17 protein-coding genes are annotated in these 14,308 nt (G+C 61.4%); 14 read left to right on the top strand and 3 right to left on the bottom strand.

Going from position 1 to position 14,308, the window contains the following annotated elements; genetic code table 11:
* Positions 1 to 230: 230 nt before the first annotated feature.
* The gene (gene mnmG, locus NW851_RS10885) at positions 231 to 2,165 is read left to right on the top strand and encodes a tRNA uridine-5-carboxymethylaminomethyl(34) synthesis enzyme MnmG (RefSeq protein ID WP_414338466.1); all 1,935 of its coding nucleotides are present in this window, start codon (positions 231 to 233) and stop codon (positions 2,163 to 2,165) included.
* Here the strand turns inward: mnmG and tsaD are convergent.
* The gene (tsaD, locus tag NW851_RS10880) at positions 2,126 to 3,223 is read right to left on the bottom strand and encodes a tRNA (adenosine(37)-N6)-threonylcarbamoyltransferase complex transferase subunit TsaD (RefSeq protein WP_414332990.1); all 1,098 of its coding nucleotides are present in this window, start codon (positions 3,221 to 3,223) and stop codon (positions 2,126 to 2,128) included. The two genes, mnmG and tsaD, sit on opposite strands and share 40 nt — an antisense overlap.
* A 191-nt stretch (positions 3,224 to 3,414) precedes the next feature.
* Here tsaD and NW851_RS10875 point away from each other — a divergent pair, with 191 nt between their 5' ends.
* From NW851_RS10875 to NW851_RS10865, 3 genes are all read left to right on the top strand, one after another.
* Positions 3,415 to 3,960, top strand: a complete 546-nt coding sequence (locus NW851_RS10875; protein WP_414332988.1) for a Photosystem I reaction center subunit III — start codon at positions 3,415 to 3,417, stop codon at positions 3,958 to 3,960.
* A gap of 69 nt (positions 3,961 to 4,029) precedes the next feature.
* Positions 4,030 to 4,149: a photosystem I reaction center subunit IX gene (locus NW851_RS10870; RefSeq protein WP_011434365.1), complete on the top strand. Its 120-nt coding sequence runs from the start codon at positions 4,030 to 4,032 to the stop codon at positions 4,147 to 4,149.
* Positions 4,150 to 4,248: 99 nt separating this feature from the next.
* Positions 4,249 to 4,719 carry a photosystem I reaction center protein subunit XI gene (locus tag NW851_RS10865; protein ID WP_414332986.1) on the top strand — a complete coding sequence of 157 codons (471 nt, stop codon included), beginning with the start codon at positions 4,249 to 4,251 and terminating at the stop codon, positions 4,717 to 4,719.
* A gap of 12 nt (positions 4,720 to 4,731) precedes the next feature.
* Here the strand turns inward: NW851_RS10865 and NW851_RS10860 are convergent, their stop codons facing one another.
* Positions 4,732 to 4,911, bottom strand: a complete 180-nt coding sequence (locus NW851_RS10860) for a hypothetical protein (protein WP_414338463.1) — start codon at positions 4,909 to 4,911, stop codon at positions 4,732 to 4,734.
* Positions 4,912 to 5,287: 376 nt separating this feature from the next.
* On the opposite strand from NW851_RS10860, the gene NW851_RS10855 reads away from it, so the two are divergent.
* From NW851_RS10855 to NW851_RS10815, 9 genes are all read left to right on the top strand, one after another.
* Entirely contained in the window at positions 5,288 to 5,677 is a 390-nt protein-coding gene (locus NW851_RS10855) for a ribonuclease III domain-containing protein (RefSeq protein ID WP_414332983.1), read from the top strand.
* Between the two features lie 32 nt (positions 5,678 to 5,709).
* Positions 5,710 to 6,795 (top strand): 23S rRNA (guanosine(2251)-2'-O)-methyltransferase RlmB, encoded by a 1,086-nt coding sequence (rlmB, locus tag NW851_RS10850; RefSeq protein WP_414332981.1) that lies wholly within the window; start codon positions 5,710 to 5,712, stop codon positions 6,793 to 6,795.
* Between the two features lie 49 nt (positions 6,796 to 6,844).
* Positions 6,845 to 7,102 (top strand): DUF1816 domain-containing protein, encoded by a 258-nt coding sequence (locus NW851_RS10845; RefSeq protein ID WP_414332979.1) that lies wholly within the window; start codon positions 6,845 to 6,847, stop codon positions 7,100 to 7,102.
* A complete protein-coding gene (locus tag NW851_RS10840) occupies positions 7,102 to 7,419 on the top strand; it encodes a 2Fe-2S iron-sulfur cluster-binding protein (RefSeq protein ID WP_414332977.1) in 318 nt (105 codons plus the stop codon). The genes NW851_RS10845 and NW851_RS10840 overlap by 1 nt, the downstream gene beginning before the upstream one ends.
* Positions 7,409 to 7,687, top strand: coding sequence for a hypothetical protein (locus NW851_RS10835; protein ID WP_414338459.1), 279 nt, complete (start codon positions 7,409 to 7,411; stop codon positions 7,685 to 7,687). The genes NW851_RS10840 and NW851_RS10835 overlap by 11 nt, the downstream gene beginning before the upstream one ends.
* A gap of 379 nt (positions 7,688 to 8,066) precedes the next feature.
* Positions 8,067 to 8,897 carry a bifunctional hydroxymethylpyrimidine kinase/phosphomethylpyrimidine kinase gene (gene thiD, locus NW851_RS10830; RefSeq protein ID WP_414338456.1) on the top strand — a complete coding sequence of 277 codons (831 nt, stop codon included), beginning with the start codon at positions 8,067 to 8,069 and terminating at the stop codon, positions 8,895 to 8,897.
* Positions 8,898 to 8,920: 23 nt separating this feature from the next.
* The gene (locus NW851_RS10825; protein ID WP_414332972.1) at positions 8,921 to 9,478 is read left to right on the top strand and encodes a GDYXXLXY domain-containing protein; all 558 of its coding nucleotides are present in this window, start codon (positions 8,921 to 8,923) and stop codon (positions 9,476 to 9,478) included.
* A 52-nt stretch (positions 9,479 to 9,530) separates the two neighbouring features.
* On the top strand, positions 9,531 to 10,802 hold the full coding sequence (locus tag NW851_RS10820; protein WP_414338453.1) for a peptidase C39 family protein: 1,272 nt from the start codon (positions 9,531 to 9,533) through the stop codon (positions 10,800 to 10,802).
* 353 nt (positions 10,803 to 11,155) lie between these two features.
* Positions 11,156 to 13,051, top strand: a complete 1,896-nt coding sequence (locus NW851_RS10815; protein ID WP_414338450.1) for a hypothetical protein — start codon at positions 11,156 to 11,158, stop codon at positions 13,049 to 13,051.
* A gap of 27 nt (positions 13,052 to 13,078) precedes the next feature.
* Here the strand turns inward: NW851_RS10815 and NW851_RS10810 are convergent, their stop codons facing one another.
* Entirely contained in the window at positions 13,079 to 13,516 is a 438-nt protein-coding gene (locus NW851_RS10810; RefSeq protein WP_414332969.1) for a hypothetical protein, read from the bottom strand.
* 180 nt (positions 13,517 to 13,696) lie between these two features.
* Here NW851_RS10810 and NW851_RS10805 point away from each other — a divergent pair, with 180 nt between their 5' ends.
* Positions 13,697 to 14,224: an adenine phosphoribosyltransferase gene (locus tag NW851_RS10805; protein ID WP_414338447.1), complete on the top strand. Its 528-nt coding sequence runs from the start codon at positions 13,697 to 13,699 to the stop codon at positions 14,222 to 14,224.
* Positions 14,225 to 14,308 lie beyond the last annotated feature (84 nt).

Here is a 14,308-nt window from a genome sequence, read left to right as displayed (position 1 = left end):
CCGTCAACCAAATCCGACTAAAATAGTCTGGATTAGATTCGACTGGGGAGAGCGGGATCCTGGCCGGTTTGGGCAACCTCGGGGCGGCAAACTGGTGGGGGTCTGGCCAAGGAGCCTTTTCCTCTTGCCGAGATTTGGGGATAGCCCTCTATCCATCGCTAGACTGGAGAAACAAGCTGTAACAACCCAATTGGGATAGGGGATCCCGGTAGCCAGCAAGGGGCAATCCGATGCTCAAAGTTGGACGAGACAACGTGGATTTTCTCGACCACTACGACGTGATCGTGGTGGGTGGGGGGCATTCCGGCTGTGAAGCGGCCTTGGCGGCAGCACGCTTGGGCTGCAATACCTTGATGCTGACGTTGAACCTGGACAAGATTGCCTGGCAGCCCTGTAACCCCGCCGTGGGCGGCCCGGCCAAGTCGCAACTGGTGCACGAAATCGACGCCCTTGGCGGCGAGATGGGCAAGGTTACCGACCGCACCTATTTGCAAAAGCGGGTGCTCAACCGCTCGCGGGGGCCGGCGGTGTGGGCCTTGCGGGCGCAAACCGACAAACGCGAGTACGCGCGGGTGATGCGCTCGGTGGTGGAAAACCAACCCAACCTGACCCTTCGCGAGGGCACCGTCACCGACCTGGTGCTGGGGCGCAACGATGAGGTGGTGGGCGTGGTTACCCACTTTGGCAGTGTCCTCGGCTGTGGGGCGGTGATCTTGACCACGGGCACCTTTCTGGGGGGGCGCATCTGGATTGGCCGCCACTGGCAACCTGCCGGTAGGGCGGGGGAATTTGCCGTCGAAGGCCTGACCGACACCCTGCGCCAACTGGGCTTTGAGACGGGCCGGCTGAAAACCGGCACCCCTGCCCGTGTGGATCGCCGCAGCGTCGATTTTTCCGTGATGGAGCGGCAACCAGGGGATCCCGACGTGCGCTGGTTTAGCTTCGACCCGGAGGTGTGGGTGCCGCAGGAGCAGATGGACTGCTACCTCACCCGCACCACGCCGGAGACCCATCGCATCATCCGCGAAAATCTCCACGAGACCCCGGTCTACGGCGGTTGGGTGGAGGCTAAGGGGCCCCGCTACTGCCCCAGCATCGAAGACAAGATCGTCCGTTTCGCCGACAAGGAAAGCCATCAAATTTTCATCGAGCCGGAAGGGCGGGATCTGCCGGAGCTCTACATCCAGGGGTTCTCGACGGGGATGCCGGAGAAAATCCAGATCCAGATGTTGCGCTCCTTGCCTGGCCTGGAGCGGTGCGTGATGCTGCGGCCTGCCTACGCCGTGGAATACGACTATCTGCCGGCTACCCAGCTCTACCCCACCCTAATGACCAAAAAAGTGCAGGGGCTGTTCTGCGCCGGCCAAATTAACGGCACCACCGGCTACGAGGAGGCGGCAGCCCAGGGGCTCATAGCCGGGATCAATGCCGCCCGCCTGGTGCAGGGCAAGCCGCTGGTGACGCTGCCGCGCGAGTCCAGCTACATCGGCACCCTCATCGACGACCTCTGCACCAAAGAGCTGCGGGAGCCCTACCGCATGCTCACCAGCCGCTCCGAATACCGTCTTATCCTGCGCGCCGACAATGCCGACCAACGCCTCACCCCCCTGGGGCGGGAATGGGGCCTCATCGACGACCGCCGCTGGTCTCTTTTCCAGGCCAAGCAAGCCCGCATTGCCGCCGAGATCGAGCGCCTGGAAACCCAGCGGGTTAAGGCCCACGACCCCGCCGGGATCCACCTCAGCCAATTGACCGGCCAGGGGATCAAAGGATCCGCCACGCTGGCCGAGATCCTGCGCCGCAACCCGATCCACTACGCCGACCTGCTGGAGCTGGGCTTGGGCAATGAGGAGCTGGATCCCTTTGAGCAGGAGGCAGCAGAAATTGCCGTCAAATACAGCGGCTACATCCAGCGGCAGCAGAACCAAATTGAGCAGGTGAGCAAGCAGTACCACCGCCCCCTGCCCCCCGATCTGGACTACCACTCCATCCCCACCCTCTCCAAAGAGTCGCGGGAGAAACTGGCGGCCGTCCGACCCCTGACGGTGGGCCAGGCCGCTCGCATTGGCGGCGTCAACCCCGCCGACATCAACGCCCTGCTCATCTACCTCGAGGTGCGGCAACGTCAGAGGGCAACGGCAGAACCCGTTAGCACCTCGCGGTAATCTCTGCCCCCCTTGCCGTAGAGGGCAGGGATCTCTTCCAGGGGCAGGCGCGAAGCTACGCCCAGATCCAGGGGTGAGATCTCTCCCCGCAGCCAGTGGCAGAGGCCGGCTGCCCCGATCATGGCGGCGTTGTCGGTACAGAGGGCAACAGGCGGGATGATCACCCGCAGGCCCTTGGGTCGGCCCGCTTCCAGCAGGCGAGCTCGCAGCTCCCGGTTGGCGGCCACCCCCCCTGTAACCAGCAGGGTTGAGAGGCCCAGCGCCTCGGCACAGGCCACCGCTTTTTCGGTCAGCACGCGGGTGAGGCAGGCCTGGAAGCTGGCAGCAATATCGGCCACGGGCAGTTCCCGGCCTTCCTGCTGCAACTGTTGCACCAGGCGCAGCACCGCCGTCTTAAGGCCGCTGAAGCTGGTGTCGTAGGGGTGATCCAGCTTGCCCGCGGGCAGGGGGAAGCGGTTGGGATCCCCTTGTTGCGCCCAGCGGTCGATCGGCGGCCCGCCCGGATAGCCCAGCCCCAACAGCCGCGCCACCTTGTCAAAGGCTTCGCCGGCAGCATCGTCACGGGTGCGGCCCATCGTCTGGTACTCCCCATAGTCCTTCATCCAGATCAAGCTGGTGTGGCCCCCTGAAACCAAAAGGCAGAGACAAGGGGGACGCAAGTCGGGCTCGGTCAAAAAGCCGCTGAACAGGTGGCCCTCCAGATGGTGCACCCCGATCAAAGGTTTGTTGTAGAGCAGGGCCAAGGTCTTGGCCCCCATCAGCCCCACCAGCAGGGATCCCACCAGGCCCGGCGCACAGGTGACGGCAACAGCATCCACCTCGGCCACGCCCAGCCCGGCCTGGTGCAGCGCGGACTCCAGCACAAAGGGCAGAGTTTCCACGTGGCGGCGGGAGGCCACCTCCGGCACCACGCCCCCATAGGCCGCATGAAGGTCAATCTGGCTGGCCACCACAGAGCTGAGCTGCCGCGGGGCAAACCCCGGCCAGGCCGCATCTGCCTCCACCACAGCCACAGCCGTTTCATCACAACTGGTTTCGATGGCGAGGACGCGGGCCATGGGAGAGCAAGTGGGGGAAAAGGGGTGGGAACGCTTCAGGATCCTTAAGAATTGTGTGAGCTAAAACTCGGGATCCGTCGAGGTGAGGCGCTCGGGAGTATGATACTAACCGTTTAGTGCCTGTTTCTGCACTTAGCATTCCTGCACATTTAGACAGATCCTAGACCCCTAGCTCAAGGACACATCCTGCTATGCGAACCCTTTTGAGTTTCCTTTTGGCCCTCTGCATCGCGCTTGGCCTTGCCCAATCTGTGCAAGCAGAACCCTTGATCGGTCTGAAGCCTTGCAGCGAAGTTCCCGCTTTTCAGGCCCTGATGAACGAACGCCTGAGCAGCCTCGAAGAGAAGATCCTCAACGCCAGCCCTGACCTGGCTCCTCTCTACCAGCAAAAGCTGGCCCAAACTGAGAAGCGCTTTGAACGCTACAGCAAGCTGCTCTGCGGCGAAGAGGGCCTGCCCCACTTGGTTACAGATGGTCGATTGAATCATGCGGGCGAGTTTCTCATCCCCGGCCTGCTTTTCCTCTACATTGCCGGTTGGTTGGGCTGGGCCGGACGCTCCTACCTGATTGCAGTTCGAGATGAGGAGAGCCCGGAGATGAAAGAAAGCCTAATCGATGTAGCGCTGGCGCTGCGCTGTTTCCTCACGGCTCTGGTTTGGCCCGCGGCTGCTTTGAAGGAAATTGCCAGCGGCGAAATTCAGGAGCCAGAAGCTGCCGTGCCCATCTCGCCCCGCTGAGGAACCTCAGCCCGGCCTTCCTTAACTCGATTATCGGTTCATTATCTGTTCAACTCTTGAGAGGCGTCTATGGCTGATTTCACCAAGTTTCTCACCACTGCTCCGGTGGCCTTTATCCTGTTTTCCAGCTTCGTTTTTGCCCTGTTTATCGAGATCAATCGCTTCTTCCCGGACATTTTGACGTTCTGAGTGGAAGCAGGGGATCCCCGCCACGACCCGTGCCCGGCGGGATCCCTGCTTTTTTGAGCTTTTTTCCATCTCTTTTGAACCGGACACAGAGTTGCTGAAATGGTCGAACCCAATGCCGATCCCGCTCCGTTGAATATGAATAGGGGATACGTCACCGTCCCCGAAGGAGATCCGCAGATTGGCGATCTCTGGACGCCGATCAACCACGCGTCTGTTGTCCGTCTGTTGATAGACTGGTTGCCCATCAACCGACCGGGATTGAGCTCCATTTGGCGGGGCTTGGAAATCGGCATGGCCCACGGCTATTGGCTGGTCGGCCCCTTTACCAAGCTGGGGCCGCTGCGCAACGAGTCCATCGGTCTGCTGAGCGGCTTTCTGGGAGCCTGTGGCCTGATCTTAATCCTGACGGCAGCCCTCTCTCTCTACGGCACTGTCTCCTCGCAGCGCAACGGGGGATCCCAGTCTTGGAGCGAATTGGCGGCCGGCTTTTTGATAGGGGGGATGGGCGGGGCGATTGTCGCCTATCTGCTTTTGCTCAACGGAGATCTGTTATTCCCCAATTTCGGCTAAGCGGTTTCCTCTCTAGTCCATCCCCTCATCTGCGACGTCTTTGAGGGACTCTTCAGCCGTCTGTTGAGCAGCAGCTTCGGCCAGTTCGGCTTTACTTTCCAGCTTTTCGCGTTGATCGCCGGCCAGCTCGCCCACTGCTTCCTGGATTTGGCTCTTCTTGAGGGAGGGAGTCACTTGCTTGTCAAGGCTCATAGCGTCAGACCCTTGCCGGTACCGCTTGGTTTGTCATGGTTGTTCTAAGCACGATTAAGACACTTTGCCTCTCTCACAAGGGGAGAGGGGAGCTGGAGATCAACGGACAGGCTGTTTCATACCCTTTGCAATGACCATAACCAGCGCTTTTTCTTCCCCAGCTTCGTGATCCAAATCACTTACAGAAGCGGGGGTTCAGGGCGACAGGGAGACTGGCAGCATGGCGGAAACTTGCCCTAGCATGGACTGGATCGGCCCGGATTGAGTCTTGAATTTGTCATGAGCCGACAGCAGCGGTTCTGGATATTTTTTCAACGAATAGTTGTTGTAAGCTGTTGTGAGCGATCTGCTGTCCGACCCCACTGCTGAAAGATCTTTGGCCGAAATCCGTCGCCTATCGCCCGCAGCCTTGGCCTACTTGGGAGATGCCATTTATGAACTGCATGTGCGGCGGCAACGGTTGTTTCCGCCGGATCGGCTGGAGCGCTATCACCAGCAGGTGGTGAGGCGGGTGCGCGGCTCGGCACAGGCCAAGTTGTTGTTGGCGCTGTTGCCCCATCTCAACCCCGAAGAGCAGGAGATCGTCCGCTGGGGTCGCAATGGCTGCGGTCGCCCACCCCGGCATCTGCCTCTGGCCGATTACCAAAACGCCAGCGGCCTGGAAACCGTTCTGGGCTATCTCTACCTGGTCAATCCCGAACGACTTCGCCATGTCCTCGCCCTCACCGATGTTTTGGCTGAGACCCTGGGCGAGGAGGAAGGCTAGGATAGTCTTTCGTCTTTACCTCTTCCACGCCCATGCCCAAGCCTTCTCAGCGCAAACCTGCTCTACGGCTATCTCGCTCGGGCAAACTGCAACGGCGAGGAGCAGGGCAATCCGTCGGCAAGCGGGGACAGTGGCCCAAACGCCGAGATGGGGGGCCCAAGCTTGTCACTCAAGAGGCTCCCCGCCGCAACGCACAACGGCAGTCGCCTCAAGGCCAGGTGGATTCTCAATTGACAGGCAAACTGGATCCCGGCCTTCCCATTGACGGGACAGGGGTCTTGCCGGAAGAAGCCCAGCCTCAGGCCGAGTTGGAGCAAGAGATTATCTACGGCCGCCAGACGGTACTGGCTGCTCTGAGAAGTCAAGCTACCCTCAACCGAGTTTGGATCCTGCCAAAGTTGCGCTACAGCCCGCCCTTTTTCTCTCTGCTGGAAGCAGCCAAAGGGCGGGGCACCGTTATCGATGAGGTATCTCCACAACGGCTGAACGCCCTCACGGCTGGTGCCAATCACCAGGGTATCGCCGCCCAGGCCACGCCTTATCAGTACATGGATCTAGAGGATTTGGTGGAAAAAAGCCGTCAGGCCGGCCCCCATCCGGTGCTGGTGGTGCTAGACGGGATCCAAGATCCCCACAACCTGGGGGCTATCGCCCGCAGCGTGGAAGCGTTTGGTATGCAGGGGATGGTGATCCCCCAACGGCGGGCGGCAGGGGTAACCGCGACGGTGATGAAGGTGGCGGCAGGAGCCCTCTCCACCTTGCCGGTGGCGCGGGTGGTGAACTTGAATCGCGCTCTAGAATATCTTAAAGAGCAGGGGTTTTGGGTCTACGGCACCACCAGCCAAGGGGCTCCCCCCGTCTACGGCGCCGATTTTCGCCGTCCCATCGCCTTGGTGGTGGGATCGGAAGGGGAAGGGATCAGCCTGCTCACCCAGCGCCACTGCGATCAACTGCTGTCGATCCCCTTGGCGGGCCGCACGGAAAGTTTGAATGCTTCGGTGGCAGCGGGCATCGCCCTCTATGAGATTCACCGGCAGCGCTCCCCCCACCAGCTCAAACGCGCCGAGGTCGAAACATTTCTCAACAAATCGTCAACAAAAGCAGTAGAATCTAGTTGATGATTGCCAAAGATCCCGAACGATCTTTGGCACTTGTGAATAGGGGGGGATGGATCCCGTGAGCAACTCTTTAACCAGTCTGTTGGATAGGCTGCTTGGCTTATCGGTTTGGATCGAGATCACCACCGACGACTGCACCTACTACTACGGCCCCTTTGCCAGCGAGAGAGAGGCAGAGGCGCATAAGAGTCACTACATCGCCGACCTGGAGGCGGAGGGGGTCAAAAGGATCGAGGCTCAGGTGAAGAAAATGCGCCAGCCGCAGTCGCTGACGGTGGCCCGCACTCCTTCGCGGGTGGGTTCCTAATGGCGGCTATGGTTTATCAAGTAACTGTCCATCACCGGGGCCAGACCTACCGCTTCCCCGCCGCGGCGGATCAGACGGTTTTACAGGCGGCTCTGGAGCACGGCCTGGAGCTACCTTCCTCTTGTCAGGCGGGAGTTTGCACCACCTGTGCAGGGCGGCTGAAGTCGGGATCCGTGACGCAGGTGGATGCAATGGGGATCGGGCCGGAACTCAGGGCTCAGGGCTTTGTCCTGCTGTGCGTAGCTTACCCTACCTCTGATCTGGAGGTGGAGACCGATCAAGAGGAAGAGGTTTACCGTTTACAATTTGGCTCCTAGCCGTGCCGGATCCCACGCCTGCTTCTACGCCAGTTTATTGTGGGATGGTTTTCGACAGCCTGTGAAGCTGCATTTTCTCCACATGTCTTTGCCCCTGAGTTGGCCGGTTTCTGCTTCTCAACTGGAGGGATCCCTTCTCCAGCAAGTGGCCGAGGAGTTGGGGCAGCCAGCCTCCCTATTGCGCTGGAGCCTGACGGCGGTGGAGGGGGAGAGGGCTTGGGTGGAGGTGGTGGCTACCACCGCGGATGGCTCTCCAGATCTAGGCTAGAACAGCCCACTCCTATGGCTATTTCAAACCCGATTCAGACACTCCCTCACCCCCAACCCCTCTTCCAGAGGCCCTCACCCCCAACCCCTCTCCCAGAGGGAGAGGGGAGTTAGAGCGGCGGGTTCGTGACAGCGTTGCGTAGCAATAACGACGTGACGAACCCATTTGATATTTGAAATGACTATGGTTGGCTTCTTGACGGGCGTCTGGAAGCGTTTTCCCAATACCTCAGCGGTCTCAGACTACCGGGAACCAACAGTTTCACTGCTACGTTGAAAAGATGATCGATATCGATTGATGGAAATGACTATCGGTACCCTCGGCAGTTTTTGTCGTTTGGCCAATGTCTGTCCCCACATCTGAACCAACTCCGGCTCCAATGTTGGCCGAGCAGCATCCCCCTGTCGCCCTCACCATCGCTGGATCCGACAGCGGTGGCGGAGCGGGCATTCAAGCAGATCTGCGTACCTTTGCCTTCCAGCGCGTACACGGCACTTCCGCTCTGACCTGCGTGACCGCCCAGAATACCCTGGGGGTTACCCGGGTGGATCCCCTGCCGCCGGAGGCAGTGGCTGCCCAGATTGAGGCGGTGGTGCAGGACATCGGGGTGCAAGGGATCAAAACCGGCATGTTGCTCAACGCCGAGATCGTGGGGGAGGTGGCCCGGCAGGTGGAGCGCTGGGCGTTGTGGCCGCTGGTGGTGGATCCGGTGATGGTGTCTCGCACGGGAGCTAAGTTATTGGCCGATGAGGCCATTCAGGCCATCTGCGAGCGGCTGATCCCCTTGGCTCAGGTGCTGACCCCCAACCGCTACGAGGCCCAGATTTTGGCAGGGCTGGAGCTGCAGTCGCTGGCAGATATGGAGGCGGCGGCCCGGCGGATCCGCAATTTGGGCTGTGGGGCGGTGCTGGTCAAAGGTGGGGGCATGCCGGGGGAGTTGCAGGGGGTGGATGTGTGGTTCGATGGCGAGCGGCTGGAAGTGCTGAAAACGGAGCGGATCCCCACCCGCCATACCCACGGCACCGGTTGTACCCTCTCGGCGGCCATTGCGGCGCAACTGGCCTGGGGCAAGGATCCCTTGGCGGCTACGCTGGCGGCCAAAGCCTATGTAACAGAAGCGCTGCGGCATCCCTTGGCCATTGGCGCGGGGCAGGGGCCGGTGGGACACTTCTACCCGCTTTTGTCCGAGGTCGACAAACCTGTGCCATAAGAGAGAAGTCGCTCCCTCTGGCTATGTCGAATCTTTTTAAGAAGGGATCCCTGCCCCAATGGCGGTTTTGGCTGGCCCTGCTGCTGCAACTGGGCATTGTTCTGCTGATACCGGCTCGGCAGGCGCTGACCCTCGCCACCGGAACTACGATCTACTTGCAAACGGCCCCTCTGGATCCCTATGACCTCTTGCGGGGCCGGTACGTGACCTTGGGTTACGTCGTCGATCGCCGCTCCACCCTGGAACAACTGCCGGGTTGGTCATCTGAATTGGACAGACCAGGGATCCTGTATCTGCGCTTAGCTCCCTCCGGCGGGGATCCAACTCAACCTTGGCAAGCCATCGGTGTCAGCCGGGACATGCCCAAAGACGTGAAGCCTGAAGAGAAAGTGCTGCGAGGCCGGTTTGACGGGTGGCGGCTCAAGTTTGGCATCGAAGAATTTTTTATTCCCGAAGCGGTGGGAGATGTCCTGGAAGAGGATATTCGGCGTTATCCCGAAGCCACGCGGGCAGAAGTGAAAGTGGATCCCTGGGGCAAGGCAGCGTTGATTGGCCTCTGGGTAAGAGAGCGCCGCTACTAAATGCCCTTTTGCAGAGTCATTGTGTCCGGCTTTTAATGGGGGCAAGCCGACCATGCGGGTTGCAGAAGGCCAGAGCGGTTGGCAAGGGCTGTTTGGGCTGGTCAGCGCGGCTGTACTGCTCCTGCCCGCGTTGGCCCAGCCGGCTCCAATTTCTCCAGGACTCTTGCTGATGCAAACCCAGACCCACTCCACCTATCGCACCGGATTGCAGCGCTGGCAGGCCCCCCAAGGTTTTCAGGACTGGTCAGCCCGCGGGATCCGGCTGAACCCCCAAGGGCAATTGTTCTTGGATCCAGAGGGCTGGCGGCAAGCAGTCAGCTCTGAAGCACCTGAGTCGGCGTTTCAGGGCCGGCCTTTTTATCCCCCCGGCAGCTATTGGGTGGGAGAAGCCGTCAGCCCGGAAGTTCCCGCCAGCTTTCCTCTGGTGGAGGCGATCGTCTCCTGGAATGCCACCACGCCCCCCGGCACCTGGTTGGAAGTGGGGATCCGCGCCAAGCTGCAGAGCCGCTGGAGCCGGTGGTATCACGCCGGCGTGTGGGCCGCCGATCCGGCCACCCTGGCCAGCCACTCCGTGCGCGGGCAGGCAGATGAGGACGGCAACCTAAACACGGATTTGTTGGTGCTCAAGGATACCCACAACGGGGCAGAGGCTTTTCAGGTCAGGGTGCGCCTATTCACACAAGAGGCGGGCCCCTCTCCCCTGGTGGATCAGGTGGCGGTTGCCTTTTCCAACCAGCCGGCCCAGCCCAGCCACCTCTCCCCTGGGGATCCCAGCCGCTGGGGCCAGGTCTTGGATCTGCCCTTGTGTTCCCAGATGGTGTACCCCGACGGGGGAGCAGCTTGGTGCAGCCCCACCGCTTTGGCCATGGTGATGGCCTACTGGCAGCGGGATCCCCGCCCCTGTGAGCCGTTGGTGCGCGCCGCGGTGGCTGGGGTATACGACCGGGTTTACCGAGGCCACGGCAACTGGGCCTTCAATGTGGCCCATGCCGCCGAGCGAGGTTTGGCCGGCCTGGTGGCACGGCTGCAGAGCCTGGCCCAGGCAGAAGCCTGGATCGCAGCAGGGGTGCCAGTAATCCTCAGCTATGCCTGGGGTGAGGGAGAGCTGGAGGGGGCGCCGCTCCCCCGCAGCAACGGCCATCTGGCAGTGCTGGTGGGGTTCGATAGCCAAGGGGATCCCATCCTCCACGATCCGGCGGCCAAGACCAACGAAGAAGTTCGCCGCACCTACCGCCGCGACCAGCTAGAGTCTTTGTGGTTGGCACACTCCGGGGGTACTGTCTATTTGATTTATCCGCGAGGGTGGCCAATTCCGGATCCATAGGTTAGCGACAGTCTTCCACCGTGCCGGATGCTTCTGCTCGAAGAGGCTGGGATCCCGATCTGGACACTTGAGCAGACAAACGCAGACACAACTTGGCAAGCACCCAACTGCCATCTGGCTTTTCGGCGGGGATTTGAGTAAGGATGTAAAGAGTGAGGAGTGTAACTCACCTGTGGGTGAGGGCAGTTGGTTATGAATAGAAATGCAGTTCAGGGCCTGAGGCATTGGCCGGGCTGGCTCCTGCAGCAGGGAAGGTGCTGGGCAGTTTTCGCCAGCTCGTACGCTGAGGAAGACAGATATGGAGGTTTGGGTTCCCGCCATTTCCCAGTTTGGGGGAGAGGATAAGCTGCATCATGCCACGACGGGTTTCCCCTGCACCGCTATCTCTGCCGGCGCTGAGTGCCCTGGTGCTGGCCCTCTCGGCCTGCGGCGAGCTTTCTTCCTCTAATTTGTCTCCCAGCGTCGTTCCCCCTTCTGCCCTGCAGCCGGTTTCCACTCCAACTCCCCTCACCCCCTCCGCCTTTGCCCTCACGCTCGAACAGGCCCGCCAAGCGGGTCTGGCGGTGCCCAACAATCGCATCGTTTTGCTGCTCCAGGAACAGGGATCCGATCTGGTGGCCCAGCTCCCGGCTTCAGAGGTGGATCGCTGGCTGGCCCGCACCCCCACCTGGCCAGGAGTGGAAGGGATCGACTTGAGCATTACCCTGGGCAGCTATCGCCAGACCGCCACCGCGCCCCTGCGCCCAGGGCAACCGGCCACCTTCACCTTTACCAACCCGCCCGCCGGCGAAGCGGAGCTCAGCGCCGTCGCCTACCGGGGATCCACCACCTTGGCGCAAGGAAAGGGATCCCTGACCCTTTCTGCCCGCTCTGGGGGCTCTGGCGGGGCCAATCGCCGCCTGGCCATGTTGGTGCTCTCCGAGGTGGGGGTGCCGCTGCTGCACACGGGCTCGGGGGTGCCGGCGCCTGGCCAGCCGCTGCTGTTGTCGGGAGAAAATCTGGAGCGGGCAGAAACGGTTTTGTTTGCTTCAGCCGCCAATCCCGAGCGCCTCCTGAGGGGGGAGATCCGCTCCCGCAGCGGTGACCGTCTGGCGGTGATGCCGCCTTCTTCTCTTTCCGGCTCCGTTTGGGTCGCTGTTGCCGATGCTGCAGGGCAGGGGCTGGGTACACTGGTCTATGATTGGCCTGTGGCGACTCCCGCCCCCACTCCCACTGCTCCGGCAGCGTCGGCTTGGGTGGTGGAAACCTTGTTGGATGGCCGCACGGCGCCTGCAGCAGATCCGTCAGGCAACACCGGCAGCGAGTCCAGAATCTACCTACAGCAGATCGGGGGCATTGCCGTGGATCCAGAGGGCTCCCTCTACTTAGCCGACCCAGCTCAGCACCGGATTTTCCGGCTTTCTCCAGAGGGGGAATTGGAAGTTTGGGCCGGCACAGGCCAAGCAGGCCGCCGCGACGGAGCAGCGGACCAAGCTGAGTTCGACTCCCCACAGGGGCTGCTCTGGGATCCCAAAGGGGGATTGTGGGTGGCCGACAGCGGCAACCACTGCCTACGCCACATCAGCCCTCAGCGGCAGGTAACCACCTTTGCCGGCACTTGTGTAGCCGGCTACCGCGATGGGGAGCGTGACCAGGCGCAGTTTCGCGAGCCCTTTGGCCTGGCCTTGGGTTCAGATGGTAGCGTTTACGTGGCCGACCGTGCCGACCGCCGCATCCGCCGCATCACCCCTGCAGGTGAGGTGGCCACGGTTGCCGGCACCGGCCAGCCGGGATCCGCCGATGGCCCGGCAGAGCGGGCCCAGCTCCTGCAGCCCACGGCCCTGGCGGTGGACAGGGAAGGGAATCTCTGGATTGCCGATCAGCATCGCCTGCGCCTGTTGTCTGTTGCCGGACAACTGACCACCCAATCGGATCCAGAGGCGGGCTACCGCGATGGCCCCCTGGCGGAATCCCGTTTTCGCTCTCTCGCCGGGCTGGCCTTCGATAGTTCAGGCGTCCTCTGGCTGGCCGACCGAGATAACCAGCGCATTCGGCGGCTTCAGCCTGGGGGACAAGTTTCCACCCTGGCCGGACAGAATGAGCCTGGTTGGCAGGACGGCCCCACCTCGGCGGCCCGCTTCCAGCAGCCTGCCGGCTTGGTGGTCTTACCGGATGGCAGTGTGGTGGTGGTGGACCCTGGCTTGCCGGGCTTGCGTCGCATAAGCCGTGTCGCCTCTGGGCGCGCTACCCCAACTCCTGTAGGCCCTTGACCCGTCGCCGTCTGGGGGATCCCTTACTCACTCAATCACCAGATTTTTCGGGCCGGCGTTCACCTCGGGGCGACCCTGATTGAAGTTGGCCAGGAACGTGTCTGGATCCTTGAGGCTGAAGACCAGCTTTTTGCAGGGTACTTGCAGACCCAGCGGCCCCAGCAGAGGGATGAAGAGGGTCTTTTCCTGCAGCAGCGGGATGGCAACCACCCCCTGGGTGCTGGTTACCGCGCCCACCAGCCCCTGGAAATCGGTACGCACGCCCAGGCCGTAGAACCAGGGCCAAGAGAAGCGCTCCCCTTGTCCCAACTCACTCAGGGAGAAGGTTTCGTTGAACAGGTTGCCCGCCCGGACAATTAACTTGTCCTGCAGCAGATCGACGTAAGCCGACTCACTGCCCACCCCAAACAGAGCCAGCGGCAAACTTGCCAGGGGATTGGAGTCGATGGCCATGTAATAGCGCATGAGAAGTCTCCGAGGTCAGGAACAGAAAGACCAGGTAAGCCGCGGCTCCTAGCCCTGCCAATTATAAAAAATCTTCCCCGCTGCCGAACGGACAAAAAGGGATCCCATCTGCCCTTAAGCTGAAGTGGGTATGATGGGTTGCGTTCTTTCGCCAAGCCACTGGCCAACGAGGAAAACAGGATGGATTTGCGCGCCTTCATCCGCTTGGTGCCCGATTTTCCCAAACCCGGGATCCTCTTTCGGGATATGACACCCCTGCTGCAGGATCCAGCAGGCTTCCGGGCTGCTATTGAACAATTGGCCGCCGGCACCGCTGCCATGGGATCCCTGGACTATGTGGTGGGCATCGAGTCGCGCGGCTTTATTTTAGGAGCTGCCTTGGCTCAGCATCTGGGTTTGGGATTTGTCCCGGTTCGCAAGCCGGGCAAGTTGCCGCCGCCGGTGCTCAGCCAAATCTACAGCCTGGAATACGGCCAAGACCAGCTGCAACTTCATGCCCACGCCCTGCGCCCCGGCAACCGAGTGGTGATCGTAGATGATGTCATCGCCAGCGGGGGCACCGCCGCCGCCACCGCCCAATTGGTGGCCCAGAGCGGGGCTGAGGTGGGGGGGTTTGCCTTCTTGATCGAGCTGGCTTTCTTGTCGGGCCGCAAGCTCCTGCCCCCTGAGATCCCCACCCATGTGGTGATGGTGGACGAATCCAACTGAACTCCCAAACAGAACGAGGAAATTCTTCTGGATCCCTGTGGGCAGGAAGTTGGGCCTGGATGCGCGGTTCTACACCCCTCATCT

The organism is Synechococcus sp. H55.7, from assembly GCF_047462395.1.
In the GTDB taxonomy this organism is placed as follows: domain Bacteria; phylum Cyanobacteriota; class Cyanobacteriia; order Thermostichales; family Thermostichaceae; genus Thermostichus.
This window is presented reverse-complemented; position numbering and strand designations above follow the sequence as displayed.

Coding starts and splice junctions, on each gene's coding strand:
- mnmG (WP_414338466.1), top strand. CDS start 231: ATGCTCAAAGTTGGACGAGACAACGTGGATTTTCTCGACCACTACGAC.
- tsaD (WP_414332990.1), bottom strand. CDS start 3,223: ATGGCCCGCGTCCTCGCCATCGAAACCAGTTGTGATGAAACGGCTGTG.
- NW851_RS10875 (WP_414332988.1), top strand. CDS start 3,415: ATGCGAACCCTTTTGAGTTTCCTTTTGGCCCTCTGCATCGCGCTTGGC.
- NW851_RS10870 (WP_011434365.1), top strand. CDS start 4,030: ATGGCTGATTTCACCAAGTTTCTCACCACTGCTCCGGTGGCCTTTATC.
- NW851_RS10865 (WP_414332986.1), top strand. CDS start 4,249: ATGGTCGAACCCAATGCCGATCCCGCTCCGTTGAATATGAATAGGGGA.
- NW851_RS10860 (WP_414338463.1), bottom strand. CDS start 4,911: ATGAGCCTTGACAAGCAAGTGACTCCCTCCCTCAAGAAGAGCCAAATC.
- rlmB (WP_414332981.1), top strand. CDS start 5,710: ATGCCCAAGCCTTCTCAGCGCAAACCTGCTCTACGGCTATCTCGCTCG.
- NW851_RS10845 (WP_414332979.1), top strand. CDS start 6,845: ATGGATCCCGTGAGCAACTCTTTAACCAGTCTGTTGGATAGGCTGCTT.
- NW851_RS10840 (WP_414332977.1), top strand. CDS start 7,102: ATGGCGGCTATGGTTTATCAAGTAACTGTCCATCACCGGGGCCAGACC.
- thiD (WP_414338456.1), top strand. CDS start 8,067: ATGTTGGCCGAGCAGCATCCCCCTGTCGCCCTCACCATCGCTGGATCC.
- NW851_RS10825 (WP_414332972.1), top strand. CDS start 8,921: ATGTCGAATCTTTTTAAGAAGGGATCCCTGCCCCAATGGCGGTTTTGG.
- NW851_RS10820 (WP_414338453.1), top strand. CDS start 9,531: ATGCGGGTTGCAGAAGGCCAGAGCGGTTGGCAAGGGCTGTTTGGGCTG.
- NW851_RS10815 (WP_414338450.1), top strand. CDS start 11,156: ATGCCACGACGGGTTTCCCCTGCACCGCTATCTCTGCCGGCGCTGAGT.
- NW851_RS10810 (WP_414332969.1), bottom strand. CDS start 13,516: ATGCGCTATTACATGGCCATCGACTCCAATCCCCTGGCAAGTTTGCCG.
- NW851_RS10805 (WP_414338447.1), top strand. CDS start 13,697: ATGGATTTGCGCGCCTTCATCCGCTTGGTGCCCGATTTTCCCAAACCC.